Source organism: Cryobacterium sp. 10S3, from assembly GCF_034344045.1.
Taxonomy (GTDB): Bacteria; Actinomycetota; Actinomycetes; order Actinomycetales; family Microbacteriaceae; genus Cryobacterium; species Cryobacterium glucosi.
The window spans coordinates 986,198-1,005,134 of sequence record NZ_CP133773.1 but is presented as its reverse complement, the minus strand read 5'-3'; the positions used below and the strand labels follow the sequence as shown (position 1 = coordinate 1,005,134).

The window sequence follows — 18,937 nt, the reverse complement described above, 5'->3', positions numbered from 1 at the left end:
GCACGCCGGCGGGCCCGGTTCCCGCGACTAGCTGCGCTGCGCGAAGGCGCTTTCGTACAGGCAGACGGATGCCGCGGTCGCGAGGTTCATCGATTCGGCGTGGCCGTAGATCGGCACGGTGATCGAGCGGTCGACGAGGGCCAGGTCCTCATCGGTCAGGCCGCGGGCCTCGTTGCCGAACAGCCAGGCCGTCGGCGCGAGAAGGAGTCCCTCATTGCGGGCGGCGAGCAGGTCGGTGCCCTTGATGTCGGCGGCGAAGATCTGGAGGCCGGCGAAGCGGGCGCGCTCGCGGACGTCGTCAAGGGTGACGCCGACGGCGACGGGCAGGTGGAAGATCGAGCCCGTGGACGAGCGCACGACCTTGGGGTTGTAGAGGTCGACGCTGCGACCGGTGAAGATCACGGCGTCGGCGCCGGCGGCATCCGCTGCCCGGATGATCGTGCCGGCGTTGCCCGGGTCGCGCACCTCTTCGAGGATCGCGATGAGCTTCGGTTCCTTGGCGAAGATCTCCTTGACCGAGGTGGGGAACTGGTGGCAGACCGCGACGAAGCCCTGCGGGGTGACGGTGTCCGCCATCGTCTCGAGGACCTGCTCGGTGACGAATTCGACGTCGACGCCCGCATCGACGGCGGTTTCGGCGATCTCGGGGTGGCGCTCGAGGGCCGTCGGGGTTGCGTACAGCTCGACGACGAGCTCCGGACGGAAGTTCAGGGCCTCGGCGACGGCCTGCGGGCCCTCGAGAAGGAACAGCCCGGTCTCGGAGCGCGCGGCCCGGTTCGACAGCTTCGCAACGGCCCGCACGCGCGGAGAACGGGGATTATCTAACATGCTCCCAGCCTACTTGCCGGGGCTGTGGCGGCGCGGTTGCCGCGCTGACAGCCGGCCATAGCCATCTCATAGCGCCGGCATAGCTGGCCCATGGACGCACTCGGCAAGCTCAAAGGATCAACCTTTGGAGGAGCCATGACCGGCCACATCGTTCCGGGTCACGTGACCCGCCCACCCGTATCCGTGCCGCGCACATCCGGCGCGACCACAGGGTCCAGCACGTCCGGCGCCGCAGCGCCGTCGACGGCGCGCCGCGGACTGATCGCCCGGATCATTCTCGGAGAGCGCACGGACGCCGCCTGGATCCGGCCGTCGTTCTGGGCGCTCCTGATCGTCACCGGCCTGCTCTACCTCTGGAACCTGAGCGAGAGCGGCTGGGCGAACAGCTTCTACGCCGCCGCGGTGCAGGCAGGGTCCAGGAGCTGGACCGCCCTGTTCTTCGGATCTCTCGACTCCTCGAACTTCATCACCGTCGACAAGCCGCCGGCATCGCTCTGGGTGATGGGGCTCTCGGCGCGGATCTTCGGTTTCTCGAGCTGGAGTGTGCTCGTGCCGCAGGCGCTGATGGGCGTCGCGGCCGTCGCCCTCGTCTTCGCGACCGTGCGGCGCAGCCTCGTGGCCTTCGGCCAACGGCTGGGCGCCGTCGGCGGGCTCGTGGCCGGCGCGGTGCTCGCGTTCACGCCCGCCGCGGCGCTGATGTTCCGCTTCGACAACCCCGATGCACTCCTGACGGTGCTGATGACGGCTGCCGCGTACTGCGTGGTCCGCGCGCTGCCCGCCGCGAGCTGGCGCTGGCTCGCCCTCGCCGGCGTCGCCCTCGGCTTCGCCTTCCTGACCAAGATGCTCCAGGGCCTCCTCGTGCTGCCGGCCTTCGGCCTCGCCTACCTGCTCCTGGCGAATACGACCGTCTGGCGCCGCCTCGCACACCTCGGCGTCGCCGCGGGCGCCCTCGTCGTGTCGGCGGGGTGGTGGGTGCTCGCGGTCGCCCTGTGGCCGGCATCCGCTCGCCCATACATCGGCGGGTCCACGGACAACACCGTGCTCGACCTCGTCTTCGGCTACAACGGCCTCGGTCGGATCTTCGGGGCGACCGCAGGCGGCGGCGGAAACGCGGGGGGCGGCACGACAGCCGCGGCCGGCTCGAGCTTCGGCGGCGCGACCGGGCTCAGCCGCCTGTTCAGCAGCGAGATGGGCCTCGAGATCTCGTGGCTGCTGCCGACGGCGCTGCTCGCCCTGGTCCTCGGTCACTGGGCCACCCGGAAGCGGCACCGTACCGACGGCGCCCGCGCTGCTCTCGTGATCTGGGGCGGCTGGCTGCTCGTGACGGGACTCGTCTTCAGCTATATGAGTGGCACCATCCACCCGTACTACACCGTCGCCCTCGCCCCGGCGATCGCGGGCCTCGTCGGAACCGGCGGCGTCGTGCTCTGGCACGGCCGTTCGCACTGGTTCGGCCGGCTCGGCCTCGCCGCGATGATCGCGGCCGCCGGCGCCTGGGGCTTCGTGCTCCTGTCCGAGAACGCGGACTGGCTGCCGTGGCTGCGCTGGACGCTGCTCACGGTGACCCTGCTCGGCGCGGCCGGTTTCGTCGTCGGTGCCGCATTGAGCTGGCGCCGCCTCACGACCGTCGCGGTTCTGGTCGGCATGCTCGGCGGCCTCGGCGGGAGCGCGGCATACGCGATCGCGACGGCTTCGGTCGCGCACAACGGCTCGATTCCCGCTGTCGGTTCTGTCTCGTCCTCGAGCGGAATGGGCGGCGGCGCGGGCGGCGCGATGGGCGGTGCCCCCACAGGCGACGGCGGCGGCACGAGGCCCGATGGCGGCACGGCGCCGGACGGCGCAGGCGGCACTCCCCCGACGGGAGGCACCGGCGGTCCGGACGGCTCGGGCACGACCGGAACGACGGGCACCGATACCGGCTCCGGCACGAGCGACACGGGCACGGATGCCGCGGCGAACGCCGGCGACTCCGGCTCCGCTCCCTCCGGCGCGGGTTCGGATTCCGCGACCTCGTCCGAGCTCACCGCCCTGCTCACGGCCTCGACGGCTCGCTGGGCCGCGGCGGTCGACGGATCGCAGTCCGCTGCGACGCTCGAACTGTCCACCGGCGTCGCCGTGATGGCGATCGGCGGCTGGAGCAGTGACCCGACGCCGACCCTCGCCGAGTTCCAGGCGTACGTCGCGGCCGGTGACGTCGGCTACTACATCTCCGGAAGCCAGGGCGGCGGCATGGGCGGCGGCGACAGCACCGCGACGGCCATCGCGACCTGGGTGGCCGCGACATACACCGCGACCACGGTCGGCGGCTCGACGGTCTACGACCTCTCGACCCCCGCCGCCTGACCCGGTTCCGGGCGCGGGAACGCAAAAACGGGAGTGGGCCCTGGGGCCCGCTCCCGTTTTGGGTGATGCGGAGTGCTGGTGGAACGATCTGCTCGCGAACTGAACGGCGCTGAAGCGTGAAGGCTAGGCCTTGACCTTCGGTGCGGACGTGTCGGCGGGCAGTGCTGCCTTGGCGCTCTCGACGATGGCGGCGAAGGTGGCCGCTTCGTTGACCGCGAGGTCGGCGAGGATACGACGGTCGACCTCGATGCCGGCCAGGGCGAGGCCCTGGATGAGGCGGTTGTAGGTCAGGCCGTTCTGGCGGGACGCAGCGTTGATCCGCTGGATCCACAGGCGACGGAAGTCACCCTTGCGTGCACGACGGTCACGGTAGCTGTATGTGAAGGAGTGAGTGAGCTGCTCCTTGGCCTTCGTGACCAAACGGGAGCGCTGGCCGCGGTAACCCTTGGCGCGCTCGAGGATGACGCGGCGGCTCTTGTGAGCATTGACCGCTCTTTTTACTCTTGCCATTTTCTTGTTCCTTTAGGGGTACGGGGTCTAGCGACCGAGAAGCTTCTTGATGACCTTGGCGTCGGCCTTGGCCAACACCTGGTCGTGGTTCAGGCGGGACTTGCGCTGGGTGCTCTTGACCTCGAGGTTGTGGCGCAAACCGGCCTGCTGCTTCATGATCTTGCCGCTGCCGGTTACCTTGAAGCGCTTCTTAGTCCCGGAGTGGGTCTTCATCTTAGGCATTTTTTTCCTCCTGTTTCGCTGCCTTATCAGCAGCTCTATGTGCATTGGCCTCTGCCTTGGCCTCTGATTTGTTCTTCAGTGGGCCAATCACCATGACCATGTTTCGACCGTCGATAGTCGGGCTCGATTCGACCGAACCGAATTCCGCGACATCCTCGGCAAATCTTTGGAGCAGTCGTACGCCCTGGTCGGGACGGGACTGTTCACGGCCACGGAAAAGAATCATGGCCTTGACCTTGTCGCCGGCCTTGAGGAAGCCTTCGGCGCGTTTGCGCTTGGTCTCGTAGTCGTGCGTGTCAATCTTGAGGCGGAACCGAACTTCCTTAAGAATGGTGTTCGCCTGGTTGCGCCGGGCCTCCTTGGCCTTCTGCGCAGCCTCGTACTTGAACTTGCCGTAGTCCATGATCTTTGCGACCGGCGGCTTGGAGGTAGGGGCAACCTCGACGAGGTCCAGATCCGCCTCCTGTGCCATGCGCAGTGCGACGTCAATGGCCACGACCCCGATCTGCTCGCCGGCGGGGCCGACAAGACGGACTTCAGGGACGCGGATACGGTCATTTGTACGGGGATCGCTGATGCGTCTCTCCTTCTCTCATGCATCGTGACTACAGCCAGGCAACGGATGCCGCCTGGCGACGAAGAGAGGAAAATCGCGTGCGAAATGGTGGAGCGTTATTGCTCAAACACTGCGTACGGCACCCTGTCTACCTTCGCGCCACTGTTTCCAGTGCCACGACGGCGGAGTGCAAACAACCCGGTAACCTTTGTGAAGCGGTATGCGCGGGTGGGAGATTATCCACTTTCGTACCGAGATAAATACCTCGGAGCCCGGACGAGTCTAACAGAGGAATGCAGTGACCAGTAGCACAAGCCAGGATGCCAGCCAGGAAACCCGCGATATCGCCGATGTGGCCGCCGTGGAGATCATCACGACGGCGTGCGTGCACCTGATGAGCGCCGCTGCGGTGAAGTGCGGGCTCGCCGACGACCCCGACACGCAGATCGACCTCGACGAGGCCCGGAAGCTCATCAACGCCCTCGCCGGGCTCGTGACGGCGGCCGCCCCCGACATCGCCGACATGCACGCGCGGAGCCTGCGCGACGGGCTGCGTTCGCTGCAGCTCGCGTTCCGCGAGGCCTCCGCGATCCCGGACCCGATCGGGGCGGGCCCAGGCGAGAAGTACACCGGCCCGGTCAACTAGCCCGATCACCCTTCCCTGAGGTGTCGCATATCGACGTTCCCGCGACCCGCGAACGTCGATATGCGACACCTGAGCCGGCACGTCAGGTCTGGCAGCGGGGACACCAGTAGGTGACCCGCTGCTCGAGCTCAGAGCGGCCGAGCGTCCCCTGGCGGATGCGGGTGCCGCAGCGTCGGCAGGGCCGGCCGGTACGGCCGTAGACCCAGGACTGTTCGCCGCGGCGGGCGGAACCCGTGGTGATCCGGTCGGTCCTGCCGCGGTTCGCGACGATCAGCCGGTGCGCGAGGTCGACGAGACCGGCGACATCCGTCACGTCGGCCACCGGCCGGGTGGGCAGCACGCCCCGCAGGAAGCAGAGCTCGTTCACGTACTCGTTGCCGAGACCCGCGAGGTTCGCCTGGTCGGCGAGTGCGACCGCGATCGGACGCTCGGGCCGGTCCTCCAGGCGGCGCACGGCCTCGGCGGGGTCCCAGTCGGCGCCGAGCAGGTCGGGGCCGAGGTAGTCGAGCCTGGCGCCTTCCTCCCCGATGGGCAACACCTCGAGCACCCCGAGTTCGAAGCCGACCGCGATCCAGTCGGCCGTCTCGAGCACGGCCCTGGCCTGGAAGGCCGGCCGCTTCCAGGCCGAGCCGTGCCGGTAGAGGTGCCAGGCGCCCTCCATCTTCAGGTGTGAATGGATGCTGGCCTCCCCCACCCGGATCAGCACGTGTTTGCCGCGACTCGTGACCTCGTGCACGGTGTCGCCGGTGAGATCGACGGTCGCATAGGCCGGCACGCGGATGTCGCAGCGGGTCAGGACGGCCCCGCGCAGCGCCGTGTCGAGGTTGTGCGCGGTCAGCCAGACGGTGTCGCCCTCAGGCACGGTCGGCCTCAGGCATGCAGCTTCAGTCCCTTCGGCGTCACGCCGAATCCGGCGGCCTGGAGCGCGCGGCCGAACGGGGTGCCGATCACGAAGGCGCCATTGACCGTCTCGACGCCGAGTTTGGCGATCCGGCCGCTCGTCACCGTGGCGGCGAGGGCACCGGCCGCGGCCGCGAAGAGTGCGTCACGGGCGGCGGCGACGTCGGCACCGATGGCAGCACCAACGGCATCGTCGGCATCGGCGCGGTTACCCGCCGGCACGGCGCCGGCGTCGACATCGTCGGCATCGGCGCGGTTACCCGCCGGCACGGCGCCGGCGTCGACATCGTCGGCCCCTCCGACCTGGCTTCCGTCGAAGGCGAGCACGGTCTTGCCGCCGCGTTCGACGTAGAGCGCGAGGGCGCCGTCGACGAGCACGACGATCGCGCCGGCCTTCCGGGCAGCACGGTGAGTGGTGCCGGCCGGCAGGGCCGGCCACGGCAGCACGGCCCCGTACGGGTTGGCCGGGTCGGTCGCGGCGAGCGTGACGACGACCGGCGCCCCCTGCCCTGCCGCGGCGGGACCCGCTCCCCGGCCACCGTGCGCGCCGGACTCCGACTCGGTGAAGGAACGCAACCGGTCGATCGTTCCGGCGGTCGCGAACTGTGCGGCGCCGAGCCCGTCGATGAAGTAGCCGCGCCGGCAGCGGCCGGATTCCTCGAAGCCGCTCAGGGTGCGGTAGACGAGCGCGAAGCCGCCGGTGACGCCCTCCCCCACGACGGCGCCGCGGGTGACGACCCCGTAGCGTTCGAGCAGGGTCTCGCCGAGGGCATGGGCGCGGCGGGTGGGTGAATCGTCGGCGACAGGCACGATCGACCAGCGGCCGGACACCGTCGGCGGTCCGCCGCGCAACGGCATCGCCGACCGGGCAAACCCGCGGCCGCCGTGCAGGCGTGCCCGAGGCACCGCCCTCCGGGCGCTGTGCGCCGTGCGGCCTCCGGAAAGCAGCGCCCGCACCGGGGCGAAGGTGTCGTTGCCGACGAGGCCGGCCCAGACCAGGTCCCAGAGGGCATCGGCGAGGAGCACGTCGTCCTGGCTGCCGACCGCGTCGGCGAGCTGCCGGAAGAAGAACCCTCCCCCGCCGCCGAGGGTCGCGAGCACCTCGCGCTGCAGCTCCGTGGTCTCGACGGGGGCTGGCGGCGGCAGGGTGAGCGCGGCGGTCTCGGCGAGGTACAGGCTGATCCAGCCGTCGTTGCCCGCGAGGGTGCCTGCCCCCGCCCAGAGCACCTCGCCCGCGTTGGTGAGTTCGTCCAGCATCGCCGGCCGGTAGTCGCTCACCCGGGCGGGCAGCACGAGCGATTCCCAGGCGGACGCCGGGATGCGGGCCCCCTCGAGCTGTTCGATGACGGATGCGACGCCGTCGACGCCGCGCAGCCGTCCGCCTACATGTTGCCAGGACGGCAGGAACCGGCCCATCGTGATTTGATCGACGGGCTCGACCTCGTGGCGGAGCGCCGCGAGGGACCGCCTGCGGAGCCGGCGCAGAACCTCGGCGTCGCACCATTCGCTGCCGGTGCCGTGCGGCCGGTACTCGCCCTCGATCACCCGGCGGGTGCCGGCGAGACGTCGCAGCGCCCCGAGGGCGACGACCGGACCGAGACCGAAGCGGTCGGCGACATCCGCCACCGTGAACGGGCCGTGCGTCCGCGCGTACCTGCTGACCAGGTCGCCGAGCGGGTCTGGCACGGCCTCGGTGAAGGCGGCGGGCACCCCGAGCGGCACCGGAACGCCGAGGGCGTCGCGAAGCCGGCTGGCGTCCTCGATCACGGCCCACCACTGGCGGCCGGCGAACCCGGCCCTGAGTGCCCTGCGTGCGGCGACGAGCTCGAGCAGGCCGGTTTCGGCGTCGGGGCCGTCGTGGGTATCGAGCCGGGCGGCGACCTCCTCGGTCGTGAGGGGCCCGAGCTGGCGGAGGAGGTCGGCGATACCCTCGACGCCCCGCGCGTGCCGGTCGGCGGGCAGGCGCTGGAGTTCGGCATCCGTCTGCTCGATCACGGCGGGGTCGAGGAGCTCTCGCAGTTCGACCCTGCCGAGCAGCTCCGCGAGGAGGCTCGAGTCGAGGGACAGCGCCGTGGCCCGGCGCTCGGCGAGCGGTGAGTCGCCCTCATACATGAACGCGGCGACGTAACCGAAGAGCAGGGTGCTCGCGAAGGGGCTCGGGGTCTCCGTGCGGGTCTCGACGAGGCGGATCGTGCGGCTGTTGATCTTGCGGGTGAGGTCGAGCAGGGCCGGCAGGTCGTACACGTCCTGCAGGCATTCCCGCACGGTCTCGAGGATGATCGGGAAAGTGGGGAACGTGCGGGCGACCTCGAGCAGCTGGGCGGCCTTCTGCCGCTGCTGCCAGAGCGGCGACCGGGTGCCGGGGTTGTACTTCGGGAGCAGCAGGGCGCGGGCGGCGCACTCACGGAACCGGGCGGCGAAGAGGGCGGAGCCGCCGACCTCATCGGTCACGAGCTGCTCGATCTCCTCCGCCTCGAAGACGAAGAGTTCGGCGCCGGGCGGTTCGGCGTCGGTGTCGGGGATGCGCGCGACGATTCCGTCGTCGCTTGCGACGCACCCGCCGTCGAGCCCGTAGCGTTCCCGCACCCGGGCGGCGACCGCGAGCGCCCACGGCGCGTGCACCTGCATGCCGTATGCGGAATGCAGGATCACCCGCCAGTCGCCGAGTTCGTCGCGGAACCGTTCGACGACGAGGGTGCGGTCGGTCGGCAGCTGGCCGGTGGCCGCGCGCTGGTCGGCGAGGAAGACCAGGAGGTTGTTCGCGGCGCGCTCATCGAGCCCCCCGGCCGCGCAGCGGACCCGGGCGGCGGCCTCCGGCAACGCGGAGACCTCCCGGACGAAGGCGCCGACGGCCTCGCCGAGTTCCGCCGGCCGGCCCAGGCCGTCACCCTTCCAGAACGGCAGCCGCCCCGGCTCGCCGAACGCCGGGAGCACGAGCACCCGGTCGTGGGTGATCTCCTGGATCCGCCAGCTCGTCGTGCCGAGTGCGAAGACGTCGCCGACCCGGGATTCGTAGACCATCTCCTCGTCGAGTTCGCCGACACGACGCCCTGTGGTCTGCTCGCCGCCGACCATGAAGACGCCGAAAAGCCCGCGGTCGGGAATGGTGCCGCCGCTTGTGACTGCGAGGCGCTGCGCGCCGGGACGCCCGGTGAGCAGGCCGGTGTCGCGATCCCAGACGATCCGGGGGCGGAGCTCGGCGAACTGGTCGGAGGGGTACCGCCCGGCGAGGAGGTCGAGCGTTGCCTCGTATGCCGAGCGGGGCAGGCCCTGGAACGGGGCGCTGCGGCGCACGATGTCGAACCAGTCCTCGGCCTGGATCGGCTCGAGCGCCACCGCCGCGACGGTCTGCTGGGCGAGAATGTCGAGCGGGTTCGAGGGCACCGCGATCGACTCGATCAGTCCGGCGACCATCCGCTCGGCGGCGACGGCGGCGTGGATGAGGTCGGCACGGTGCTTGGGGTAGATGACGCCGCGGGAGATCTCGCCGACCTGGTGCCCGGCGCGGCCGACCCGCTGCAGCCCGCTCGCAACAGAGGGCGGAGACTCGACCTGCACGACGAGGTCGACGGCGCCCATGTCGATGCCGAGTTCGAGGCTCGACGTCGCGACGACGCAGCGCAGCCGCCCGGCCTTGAGGTCCTCCTCGATCATCGAACGCTGTTCCTTGCTCACCGAGCCGTGGTGCGCGCGGGCGAGCAGCGACTCGGCCCCTGCGCTCTGGCCGCTCGCTCCCATCAGGTCTGCCGGCGGCCGTGCAGGGCCCGCTGAACCGCGTGCTGAGCCTTCACCGACTGAGCCCGCACCGTCTGAGCCCGCACCGGCTGCGCCCGCTGCAGCGCCCTCGGCAGCGGATGCCGGTGCGACCCCTGCCCCGACCGGCGCGAGCTCGCCCGCGGCCTGCTCCGCGGCATCCGCCAGGCGCCCGGCGTAGATCTCGTTGAAGCGCGCGGTCAGTCGCTCGGCGAGGCGGCGCGAGTTCGCGAAGACGATGGACGAGGAATGCGCGAGCACCTCGTCGACAATGGCTTCTTCGACGTGCGGCCAGATCGAACCGGCCTGCGGCGCGGCGGCCGCTGTCGACCCCTCCCGTTCGGGAACGGGGCCCAGCTGCGTCATGTCGTCGACGGGGACGACGACGCGGAGGTCGAAGCGCTTGCCCGCGGCAGGATTGACGATCTGCACGGGGGCGGCGCCGCCGAGGAACCGGGCGACCTCCGCGGCCGGGCGGACGGTCGCAGAGAGACCGATCCGCTGCGCCGGCCGCGCGAGCAGCTCGTCGAGGCGTTCGAGAGAGACGGCGAGGTGGGCGCCGCGCTTGCTCGACGCGACGGCGTGCACCTCGTCGATGATGACGGTGTCGACACCCCGCAGGGAGTCACGGGCGGCGGAGGTGAGCATCAGGAAGAGCGACTCGGGGGTCGTGATCAGGATGTCGGGGGGCGTCTTGACGAGGCTGCGCCGGTCGGCGGCCGGGGTATCCCCCGAGCGCACGCCGACGGTCACCGTGACCGGAGGGAAGCCGAGCCGGGCCGCCGCCTGGGTGATGCCGACGAGCGGAGCGCGGAGGTTCCGTTCCACGTCGACGCCGAGCGCTTTGAGCGGGGAGATGTAGAGCACCCGGGTGCGCGGCAGCGGGGCGGCGACCGTCCCTGCGGCATCCGTGGCCGCGGAAGACTCAGGGGCCGGCGTCGCCAGCCGGTCGATGGCCCACAGGAAGGCCGCGAGGGTCTTGCCCGAGCCGGTCGGGGCCACGACGAGCGCGTGCGAGCCACGGGAGATGGCGTCCCAGGCGCCGAGCTGGGCCTCGGTCGGCGCGGCGAAGGCCTGGCCGAACCAGGCCCGGGTGGCGGGCGAGAATCTCTGCAGGACCTCGGTCATCTCTCCATCTTCCCGCCCACCCCTGACAATCGGCCCCAGCGACCGGCCCGGTCAGCGTGACGCGGCGAGCTGCACGCGCAGGGAATCGACCTGGGTGGCGATCGTGTCGCTCGCCGACCACCGCGCGGCGAGCCGGGCGAGCGTCGCGTCGAGTTCGGCGCGGGTCAGGCCGTCGACGAGCTCGAGGCGCACCACGAGCTCTGGCCCGGCGAACCGGCCGAGCGGGTCGCCGGCGGAGAGCGCGACGCCGAGCACGCTCAGCTCGCTCGTGATCGACGCCGCGAAGGCGTCGGCGACGGCGCGGCTCGCGTAGCTCGGTGTCCAGGGCTGGCCTTGCGCGATCGCCCACAGGGCCGGCCTCCGCACGACATATTCGGTCGGCGCGGTCGGGTCGAGCACGACGAGGTCGGTGTTCTCCTGTGCCGCGGCGAGGGCGATCCGAATGCCGTCGGCCGGCACCGGCCGCGCCGCACTGTTCCACGCGGCCATGGCTTCGGCCGAGGTGAACACCGGGAGCACGTTCCGACCGTCCGGTCCGGCGACCGTGATGACCGAGAGTTCCTGGGTCTTGTCGACGAGGAGACCGGCGTCGGTGTGCCCGGAGTCGCCGAGCGCCGTCACGAGCGGGATCAGCAGCCGGGACGAGCGGATCGCGTCGACGACGGCCTCCTCCCCGGACTCCCTGTCGCGGTAGCGGGCGAGGGCGGCGAGGAGGTCGAGCGGGGCCGATCCGTCGTCGTCGGCGTGGTCGTTGGCTTCGAAGGCACGGCCGGCCCAGGGCTGCCCGGCGGAGTCGGCAGGGACGCTGGCGCGACCGGGGCCTCCCTGGCCTTCTGGGCCCCCGGGGAGGCCGGTCGATCCGAGATTAACGGCCGGCGACATCCAGGGCCTCACCGAGGGTGAAGGCGCCGGCGTAGAGCGCCTTGCCCACGATCGCGCCCTCGAGTCCGAGCGGGACCAGCTCGCGCAGGGCGACGAGGTCGGCCAGGCTCGAGATGCCGCCGGAGGCGACGACGGGACGGTCGGTGTGCGCGAGCACCTGCCGGAGCAGGTCGAGGTTCGGACCCTGCAGAGTACCGTCCTTGGTGACGTCGGTCACGACGTAACGGGAGCAGCCCACTTCCTCGAGGCGGGCGAGCACCTCCCAGAGGTCGCCGCCTTCCTTCGTCCAACCGCGGGCGGCAAGGGTCGTGCCGCGCACGTCCAGGCCGACGGCGACCTGGTCACCGTGTTCGGCGATCACGCGGGCAGCCCAGTCCGGGTTCTCCAGGGCCGCCGTGCCGAGGTTGATCCGGCTGACGCCCGCGCCGAGCGCCGCCTGCAGGGAGGCGTCGTCGCGGATCCCGCCGGACAGTTCGATCTTGACTCCGGAGACCTCGCGGATGACCCGGCTGATCACGTCGGTGTTCGTGCCGCGCCCGAAGGCCGCGTCGAGATCGACGAGGTGGATCCACTCGGCGCCCTGCCTCGCCCAGTCGAGGGCGGCGTCGACGGGGTCGCCGTAGTTGGTCTCGGTCCCGGCCTCGCCCTGGGTGAGGCGCACGGCCTTGCCGTCTGCGACGTCGACAGCCGGGAGCAGGACGAGGCGGGGGGTGGTTTCAGTCACGGTAGTCCTCAGATCAGGGATGGGTGCGGCCGGGCCGCCGAACAAAAGCGAGAGGGGACGGTCAGTCCCGCAGGGTACCGATCCAGTTCTTCAGCAGGCGGATGCCGGCCTCGCCCGATTTCTCCGGGTGGAACTGGGTCGCGGAGAGCGGTCCGTTCTCGACAGCGGCGAGGAACGGTCCGCCGTGTTCCGCCCAGGTGAGCCGGGGCCGCGGGAACGGCGGCGTGACCTCGAGCGTCCACTCCTGGGCGGCGAAGGAGTGCACGAAGTAGAACCGCTCGTCCTCGATGCCGGCGAAGAGGCGCGAGTCCGGGTCGGGGGTGACGGTGTTCCAGCCCATGTGCGGCAGGATCTTGGCGGGCAGCTGGGCGACGGTGCCGGGCCATTCGCCGAGTCCCTCGGTGTCCGAGCCGCGTTCGACGCCGTGCTCGAACAGGACCTGCATGCCGACGCAGATGCCGAGCACCGGCCGTCCCCCGGCGATGCGGCGGTCGACGATCTCGTCGCCGCGCACGGCGGTGAGGGCGCTCATCACGGCGCTGAACGCTCCGACGCCGGGCACGACGAGGCCGGAAGCCTCGAGGGCGGTGCGGCGGTCGCTCGTCAGGGTCACGTCGGCGCCGGCGAGTTCGAGGGCTTTGACGGCCGAGTGCACGTTGCCGGTGCCGTAGTCGAAGACGACGACGCTCGTCACAGGGCGCCCTTGGTCGAGGGGATGCCGGAGACGAGCGGGTCGTAGGCCTTGGCCTGGCGGAAGGCGCGGGCGAAGGCCTTGAATTCGGCCTCGGCGATGTGGTGCGGGTCGCGGCCGCCGAGCACGGTGACGTGCACGGTGAGGGCCGCGTTGAATGCGATCGCCTCGAAGACGTGGCGCACCATCGAGCCGGTGAAGTGTCCGCCGATGAGGTGGAACTCGAAGCCGGCAGGCTCCCCGGTGTGCACGAGGTACGGGCGGCCGGAGATGTCGACGACAGCCTGGGCGAGGGCGTCGTCGAGGGGCACGAGCGCGTCGCCGTAGCGGGAGATGCCGGACTTGTCTCCGAGCGCCTGCCGGATGGCGAGTCCGAGCACGATGGCGACGTCTTCGACGGTGTGGTGCACGTCGATCTCGATGTCCCCCGACGCCCGCACGGTGAGGTCGGTCAGCGAGTGCTTGGCGAACGCGGTGAGCATGTGGTCGTAGAACGGCACCGAGGTGTGGATGTCGGAGACGCCGGTGCCGTCGAGGTTGATCGTCAGGTCGATGCTCGACTCGCTCGTCTCCCGCTGCAGGTGCGCGATGCGGGCCTGTGCGGTCGATGACTGTGCGGCCGGTGACTGTGAGCTCATGCGGCTAGTTTATTGGCCCGGGCGGTTACGCGTGGCCCAGTGCTTCGAGGGCGTCGAGGAATACGCTCGTCTCGCGCTCGGTGCCGGCCGTGACCCGCAGGTGGCCGGGGATCCCGACGTCGCGCACGAGGATGCCCTCGGCGAGCAGCGCCTCGAAGGTTCCGCGCGGGTCGGAGACCCCGCCGAACAGCACGAAATTGCTCCAGCTCCGCAAGGGGCGGTAGCCCAGCCGGTGCAGCTCGGTGACGAGGCGGTCGCGCTGGCCGCGGATGTCGTCGACCATGCGCAGCATCTCCGGCGTGTGCGCGAAAGCGGCGACGGCCGCGGCCTGGGTCAGCGCGGAGAGGTGGTACGGCAGGCGCACGAGCCGCAGCGCATCAGTCACGGCCGGGTCGGCGGCGAGGTAGCCCACCCGGGCCCCGGCGAATGCGAAGGCCTTGCTCATCGTGCGCGAGACCAGCAGGCGTTCCCTGCCGGGCAGCAGGGTGAGAGCGGATGCCGTCCCCACCGGAGCGAATTCGGCGTAGGCCTCGTCGACGACCACGATGCCGTCACAGGCGTCGTAGACGGCGGCGATCACGTCGAGAGAGAGCGGGGTGCCGGTCGGGTTGTTCGGGGAGCACAGGAAGACGAGGTCGGGATTGACCCGGTTGACCCAGTCGACGGCGCGTTCCGGGGTGAGTTCGAAGTCGGCGTCGCGGTCACCGGCGACCCAGCGGGTTCCGGTTCCCGAGGCGAGCAACGGGTACATCGAATAGGTGGGGGCGAAACCGAGGAGGGTGCGTCCCGGCCCGCCGAAGGCCTGCAGCACCTGCTGGAGAACCTCGTTGGAGCCGTTGGCCGCCCAGATGTTCTGACGGGTGAGACCGTGTCCGAGGTAGCGGGCCATCGCCTCGCGCAGTTCCGTGAATTCCCGGTCCGGGTACCGGTTGATCCCCCGGATAGCGGCGGCCAGTGCTGCGGCGATGTCGACGGCCACGTCCTCGGGGATGCCGTGGGTGTTCTCATTCACGTTGAGCGCGACCGGCACGTGCAGCTGCGGCGCCCCATAGGGAGTGAGCCCGCGAAGATTGTCGCGGAGGGGCAGGTCGTTGAGACTGGTCACTCCCCCCATGTTACCGATGGGCCTCAGCACCGGCGGGTCATATTGCCCGTGGTTCAGTATTTGGCTTGCTCAGTACTCCGGTGGTTCAGTATCCGGCTTGCTCAGTATCCGGCTTGCTCAGTATTCGGCAGGGAGAGCCAAGCGCTGGCCCGGCTGCACGCTCTCGGAGGGCAGCTGGTTCAGGTTGACGATCTCGGCGATGACCTCGCGCGGATCGGCAGAAGGGGCGATGCGCTCGGCAAGCTGCCACAACGACTGGCCCGACTGGATCGTGACGTAGTCGAAGGTCGTCGCACTTCCACCCGCGTCGGCGCTCATGCCGCTGCCGCTCAAGGTGCTGCCGTCTGCGGCGGCGAGGCCGCCGTTGAGGGCGAGGGCAAGCGCGCCGACGACGAGGGGGACGCCGGCGATCGCGGTCAGCACGGCACGACCGCGCCGGGTGATGCGCAGCCGGGTGTGCGCCCCCGGGACCAGCTCGATTGTTGTGCTCATGTCTGCCTCCTGTGTATTCGTATCCGACTCTCGGCCGGGAGAGCTGGATACGAAGCTATGTTCCGAATATATATTCGATTGTTCGAACAATCAAGACTTTCTCCGGTTATTATTGGGGTGAAGTACACGACACACTCGAATGAATGTCTGCACTTCGCCCCAGGCTGGTTACAGTTTCGATTGACTGGTGTGAACTCAACCAGCGACCACTGACATTCGGATACGGTCGCCTCACGGCATCCACCGGGGCGACCGCCCGCCACCGCCCACCGCCACCGACAGGAGCGACATCGTGACCCAGGACAGCGTGACCCCGGACAGCGAGACCCCGGACAGCGTGACCCCGTTCGCCGGCAGTTCCCCCGAACGAGGCGGAACACGTCGGAGGAAGAGCCTCAGCGACAAGCAGCGCGCGATCATGGACGTGATCCAGCGCTCTGTCGGCCAGCGCGGCTATCCGCCGAGCATGCGGGAGATCGGTGACGCCGTGGGCCTGTCGTCGCTGTCGAGCGTCACCCACCAGCTCAACCAGCTCCAGCTGAGCGGCTACCTGCGCAGGGACCCGAACCGGCCCCGGGCGCTCGAGGTCCTGATCGAGCTGCCGCAGTCGCCGGAGGACACCGCGGCCGGCGCCGCCGAGAACTTCCAGCAGGGTACCCCGGTGGGCGACGCGGCAATGGTGCCGCTCGTCGGGCGGATCGCGGCCGGTGTTCCGATCATGGCCGACCAGCAGGTCGACGAGATCTTCCCGCTCCCGCGCCAGCTCGTCGGCAAGGGCGAGCTGTTCATGCTCAAGGTCGTCGGCGAATCGATGATCGACGCCGCGATCATGGACGGCGACTGGGTCGTCGTCCGCCAGCAGAAGACCGCGGAGAACGGCGAGATCGTCGCCGCGATGCTCGATGGCGAGGCGACGGTGAAGGTCTTCCGGCAGCGTGACGGCCACACCTGGCTGCTGCCGAGGAACACCAACTTCGAGCCGATCCTCGGTGACCACGCCGAGATCCTCGGCAAGATCGTCGCCGTCCTGCGTTCCCTGTAGCTCACTGTAGATCCCCCGTGCGCGCCAACTGCGCCGCTTCGCGCCAGGCAAGCCTGGCGCGAAGCGGCGCAAACGGCGCGTCGCGCGCGGCGGGTGTTCGCCGCGAGGAGGATCAGGCGAGGGCGGGCACGCCTGCGGCGAGGCGGGCGCGCACGATGCGGGTCGCCTCGATCATGTTTCCGAGAGACTCGACCGTCTCCGCGTAGCCGCGGGTCTTGAGCCCGCAATCCGGGTTCACCCAGACCTGACCGGCCGGGATGGCGGCGACGGCACGGTCGAGCAGCTCCGTCAGCTCGGCAACGCCCGGCACCCGCGGTGAGTGGATGTCGTAGACGCCCGGGCCGATGCCGTGGTCGAAGCCATTGGCCTGAATGTCCGTCACGACCTCCATCCGGGAGCGGGCCGCCTCGATGCTCGTCACGTCGGCGTCGAGAGCGCGGATCGCCTCGAGCACGACACCGAACTCGGAGTAGCAGAGGTGGGTGTGGATCTGGGTGGCGTCCCGCACCCCGGCGGTCGCGAGCCGGAACGAGCCGACGGACCAGTCGAGGTAGTCTGCGTGGCCGGCCTTCTTGAGCGGAAGCAGTTCGCGCAGGGCCGGCTCGTCGACCTGGATGATGCCGATTCCGGCGGCCTCGAGGTCGGCGATCTCGTCGCGGAGGGCGAGGGCGACCTGGCGCGCCGTCTCGCCGAGGGGCTGGTCGTCGCGCACGAAGGACCAGGCGAGGATGGTGACCGGGCCGGTCAGCATGCCCTTGACCGGCTTCGCCGTCAGCCCCTGCGTGTAGGTCGACCAGTCGACGGTGATCGGCTTCGGGCGGGAGACATCGCCCCACAGGATGGACGGGCGGGTGCAGCGGCTGCCGTAGGACTGGACCCAGCCGTTCTCGGTGACCGCGAAGCCGTCGAGGTTCTCGGCGAAGTACTGCACCATGTCGTTGCGCTCGGGTTCGCCGTGCACGAGCACGTCGAGGCCGATCTCCTCCTGCAGGGCGACGACCCTGGCGATCTCCGCGCGCATCAGGTCGCGGTATTCGGCGTCGCTGAGCACTCCGGTGAGGAAACGGGCGCGGGCACGGCGGATCTCCCCGGTCTGCGGGAAGGAGCCGATGGTCGTCGTCGGCAGGAAGGGCAGCGCGAGTGCGGCCTCCTGGGCGGCGAGCCTGTCGGCGTAAACCCCTCGGCTGTACGAGGCGTCGGTGAGCTCCGCGGCACGGGCCCTCACGGCACCGTCGCGGACGCCGGGGGCGGCGCTGCGGGCGGCGAGTGCGCCGGTCGCAGCGTCCAGTTCGGCGCTGATGGCCTCCCGTCCGTCGGCCAGGCCGCGGGCGAGGGTCACAACCTGGCCGACTTTCTCGTCGGCGAATGCGAGCCAGCTCACGAGTTCGGCGCCGAGCGCGGTCTCGTCCGCGACGGTGTGCGGGACGTGCTGGAGGCTCGTCGAGGTCGAGACGGCGATCCGCGGCGACAGTGCGCCGGCCCCGGTGACCTGAGCGAAGGCATCCGCCAGGTCACCGCGCCAGATGTTGTGCCCGTCGATGACACCGGCGACGAGGGTCTTCCCGTCCAGCCCTGGGGCGGTCTCGGGGAGCGTGCCGCGGACGAGATCAAGGCCGATGGCCTCGATCGGTGCGCCGGCGAGCACGGGCAGGGCGTCGTCGAGGCTGCCGTAGGGGGCAGCGACGAAGATCGCCGGACGCTGGGCGAGGTGCCCGAGGGTCCCGTACGCCCACTGCACGGCGCTGAGGGTCTCGGCGCGGGGCACGTGGATGCTCTCGCTGACGAGGCCGGGTTCGTCGAGCTGCACCCACTCGGCACCGGCGTCGGCGAGGCGCTGCAGCAGGGTCGCGTACACCGGAATGAGGTCATCGAGCCGGTCGAGGGGCTCGAAGCCCGCAGGGGCTTCGTCGCTCGGCTTGCTGAGCAGCAGGAACGTGACCGGGCCGACGATGACGGGCCGGGTCAGGAAGCCGGCGGCGCGTGCCTCCTCGAATTCGCGCACGATCCGGTCGCTCGAGAGGGAGAACTCCGTTTCCGGCCCGATCTCGGGCACGAGGTAGTGGTAGTTCGAGTCGAACCACTTGGTCATCTCGAGCGGGAGGCTGTCCCCCTCGCCGCGGGCGAGGGTGAAGTATCCGGCGAGGTCGATGTGCCCGTCGGCGTCGACGAGTCCGGCGAAGCGGGCGGGCACGGCGCCGACCGTGCAGAGCGCGTCGAGCATCTGGTCGTAGTAGGAGAACGACTCCGGGATGGCGGAGTCGGTGCGGCCGAGGCCGAGGGCGGCGAGGCGGTCGCGGGTGGCCTGACGGAGTCCGGCCGCAGCGGCCTCGAGTTCGACGGCGCTCGATGTGCCGGCCCAGAAGGATTCGACGGCCTTCTTGAGTTCTCGGCGCGGGCCGATGCGCGGATAGCCGAGGATCGTGCCTGCGGGGAACGGGGCAGTGCTGGTCATAACGTTTCCTTTGCGGTTGGGCGGT

General features: G+C 70.4%; 16 protein-coding genes. 3 read left to right on the top strand and 13 right to left on the bottom strand.

All coding sequences use genetic code 11. The annotated features are described in order from the left end of the window. Positions 1-27 precede the first annotated feature (27 nt). On the bottom strand, positions 28-828 hold the full coding sequence (locus tag RHM57_RS04630) for a TrmH family RNA methyltransferase (protein WP_134446993.1): 801 nt from the start codon (positions 826-828) through the stop codon (positions 28-30). A 135-nt stretch (positions 829-963) separates the two neighbouring features. Here RHM57_RS04630 and RHM57_RS04625 point away from each other — a divergent pair, with 135 nt between their 5' ends. Next, entirely contained in the window at positions 964-3,171 is a 2,208-nt protein-coding gene (locus tag RHM57_RS04625) for a glycosyltransferase family 39 protein (RefSeq protein WP_322189603.1), read from the top strand. Positions 3,172-3,294: 123 nt separating this feature from the next. Here RHM57_RS04625 and rplT read toward each other — a convergent pair whose 3' ends face one another. The 3 genes from rplT to infC are packed head-to-tail and all read right to left on the bottom strand — an operon-like array spanning position 3,295 to position 4,480. After that, a complete protein-coding gene (rplT, locus tag RHM57_RS04620; protein ID WP_134446990.1) occupies positions 3,295-3,681 on the bottom strand; it encodes a 50S ribosomal protein L20 in 387 nt (128 codons plus the stop codon). A 27-nt stretch (positions 3,682-3,708) separates the two neighbouring features. Continuing rightward, a complete protein-coding gene (rpmI, locus tag RHM57_RS04615) occupies positions 3,709-3,903 on the bottom strand; it encodes a 50S ribosomal protein L35 (RefSeq protein ID WP_134446988.1) in 195 nt (64 codons plus the stop codon). Next, positions 3,896-4,480: a translation initiation factor IF-3 gene (infC, locus tag RHM57_RS04610; RefSeq protein ID WP_134446986.1), complete on the bottom strand. Its 585-nt coding sequence runs from the start codon at positions 4,478-4,480 to the stop codon at positions 3,896-3,898. Before infC ends, rpmI begins: the two co-directional genes overlap by 8 nt. A 277-nt stretch (positions 4,481-4,757) precedes the next feature. Here infC and RHM57_RS04605 point away from each other — a divergent pair, with 277 nt between their 5' ends. Continuing rightward, complete coding sequence (locus RHM57_RS04605) at positions 4,758-5,105, top strand: DUF1844 domain-containing protein (RefSeq protein ID WP_134446984.1); 348 nt, start codon at positions 4,758-4,760, stop codon at positions 5,103-5,105. An 82-nt stretch (positions 5,106-5,187) separates the two neighbouring features. Here RHM57_RS04605 and RHM57_RS04600 read toward each other — a convergent pair whose 3' ends face one another. From RHM57_RS04600 to RHM57_RS04565, 8 genes are all read right to left on the bottom strand, one after another. Further along, a complete protein-coding gene (locus RHM57_RS04600; RefSeq protein ID WP_322189602.1) occupies positions 5,188-5,967 on the bottom strand; it encodes a DNA-formamidopyrimidine glycosylase family protein in 780 nt (259 codons plus the stop codon). 8 nt (positions 5,968-5,975) lie between these two features. Next, complete coding sequence (locus RHM57_RS04595) at positions 5,976-10,886, bottom strand: DEAD/DEAH box helicase (RefSeq protein ID WP_322189601.1); 4,911 nt, start codon at positions 10,884-10,886, stop codon at positions 5,976-5,978. A gap of 51 nt (positions 10,887-10,937) precedes the next feature. Beyond that, on the bottom strand, positions 10,938-11,768 hold the full coding sequence (locus RHM57_RS04590; RefSeq protein ID WP_322189600.1) for an SseB family protein: 831 nt from the start codon (positions 11,766-11,768) through the stop codon (positions 10,938-10,940). Further along, entirely contained in the window at positions 11,752-12,492 is a 741-nt protein-coding gene (gene priA, locus RHM57_RS04585) for a bifunctional 1-(5-phosphoribosyl)-5-((5-phosphoribosylamino)methylideneamino)imidazole-4-carboxamide isomerase/phosphoribosylanthranilate isomerase PriA (RefSeq protein WP_322189599.1), read from the bottom strand. Before priA ends, RHM57_RS04590 begins: the two co-directional genes overlap by 17 nt. A gap of 61 nt (positions 12,493-12,553) precedes the next feature. After that, entirely contained in the window at positions 12,554-13,186 is a 633-nt protein-coding gene (gene hisH / locus RHM57_RS04580) for an imidazole glycerol phosphate synthase subunit HisH (protein WP_322136131.1), read from the bottom strand. After that, complete coding sequence (gene hisB, locus RHM57_RS04575) at positions 13,183-13,821, bottom strand: imidazoleglycerol-phosphate dehydratase HisB (RefSeq protein WP_134446973.1); 639 nt, start codon at positions 13,819-13,821, stop codon at positions 13,183-13,185. The genes hisH and hisB overlap by 4 nt, the downstream gene beginning before the upstream one ends. Positions 13,822-13,846: 25 nt before the next feature. Further along, positions 13,847-14,926, bottom strand: a complete 1,080-nt coding sequence (locus RHM57_RS04570) for a histidinol-phosphate transaminase (RefSeq protein ID WP_370294541.1) — start codon at positions 14,924-14,926, stop codon at positions 13,847-13,849. A gap of 117 nt (positions 14,927-15,043) precedes the next feature. Continuing rightward, positions 15,044-15,418: a LysM peptidoglycan-binding domain-containing protein gene (locus tag RHM57_RS04565; protein ID WP_134446971.1), complete on the bottom strand. Its 375-nt coding sequence runs from the start codon at positions 15,416-15,418 to the stop codon at positions 15,044-15,046. A gap of 418 nt (positions 15,419-15,836) precedes the next feature. Between RHM57_RS04565 and lexA the strand changes: the two genes are divergently transcribed. Beyond that, on the top strand, positions 15,837-16,460 hold the full coding sequence (lexA, locus tag RHM57_RS04560) for a transcriptional repressor LexA (RefSeq protein WP_241975417.1): 624 nt from the start codon (positions 15,837-15,839) through the stop codon (positions 16,458-16,460). Between the two features lie 112 nt (positions 16,461-16,572). On the opposite strand, the gene metE is transcribed toward lexA, so the two are convergent. Further along, positions 16,573-18,912: a 5-methyltetrahydropteroyltriglutamate--homocysteine S-methyltransferase gene (gene metE / locus RHM57_RS04555; RefSeq protein WP_134561838.1), complete on the bottom strand. Its 2,340-nt coding sequence runs from the start codon at positions 18,910-18,912 to the stop codon at positions 16,573-16,575. Positions 18,913-18,937: the final 25 nt, after the last annotated feature.